We start from the raw sequence: 1,139 nt of genomic DNA on the forward strand, positions 1-1,139 counted from the left end.
GGGATGACCTGCACGGTTGCGCCGAGATAGTCGCCGCGCCGCTCGCGCTCGATGATGTTCTTGTAGATGCGGCCGGTGGTGATGTTGTCCTGCTGGTTGGCGGAGCGGCCTGTGAAGCGCTCGTAATGGCCAAGATCGAGATCGGTTTCCGCACCATCGTCGGTGACGAAGACTTCGCCATGCTGGTACGGCGACATCGTGCCTGGATCGACATTCAGGTAGGGATCGAGTTTTTTGATGCGTGCGCGATAGCCTCGCGCCTGCAGGAGAGCCCCAAGGGCCGCTGCGGCAATGCCTTTTCCAAGTGAGGAAACCACGCCGCCTGTGATGAATACATATCGCGCCATGGGAGTCATCGCTTAACGCGGCCGGATTGATTCCGCCAGAGAAAAAACCGCCGCGAAGCTTTTTTCCCAAGAAGGCGCTTGGATCGTGAACAAGGCAAAACAAAAGGGCCGGCTGAGCCGGCCCTTTCGGCAGGATGACGAAAACGTCAGATGATGACGACCTTGGTGCCAACCCTGACGCGGCTGTAAAGGTCCATGACGTGCTCGTTGATCATGCGGAAGCAACCATTCGAAGCGCTGGTTCCGATCGACTGCGGCGCAATGGTGCCGTGGATGCGCAGATGCGTGTCCTTCTTGCCGTCATAGAGATAGATGGCGCGCGCGCCGAGCGGATTCTGGCCACCGCCGGGCATACCGTCCTTATACTGGCCGTAATGCTTCGGCTCGCGCTTCTGCATGTCCAGCGTCGGGATCCAGCGCGGCCATTCCTGCTTGTCACCGACTGCAACCGTACCCTTGAACTGCAGGCCGTCGCGGCCGACCGCGATGGCGTAGCGGCGCGCGGTGGAGGACGATTCGACGAGGTAGAGGCGGCGCGCGCTGGTGTCGATAACGATGGTGCCGGCAGCGTAACCGCTGAATTCCACGTCCTGCGGCACGAATTCCGGCTTCACCTTGAACTGCTTCTTGGCTTCCCTCTTGGCGAGAGCCTGGTCGAGAGCCCGTGTCTCGGGAAGATATGAAATCGACGAAGAGGCAGAGCTACCGCCGAAGAGACCGGCGAACAAACCGCCGCTGCTCGGCTGCTTCTGGCCGATGACCTCGCTACGCAACTCGCCATTGTTGCCGGTC

The 1,139-nt window shown here is 60.6% G+C and carries 1 protein-coding gene and 1 pseudogene; both read right to left on the reverse strand.

From position 1 onward, the window contains the following. Positions 1–347, reverse strand: a pseudogene (locus EN984_RS35490) (CTP synthetase); the annotation flags it as partial. 146 nt (positions 348–493) lie between these two features. Beyond that, positions 494–1,139: L,D-transpeptidase (locus EN984_RS35495; RefSeq protein WP_164765961.1), on the reverse strand; the 646-nt coding region annotated here is incomplete at its 5' end.

Source organism: Mesorhizobium sp. M7A.F.Ca.CA.004.12.1.1 (assembly GCF_003997835.1).
Taxonomy (GTDB): domain Bacteria; phylum Pseudomonadota; class Alphaproteobacteria; order Rhizobiales; family Rhizobiaceae; genus Mesorhizobium.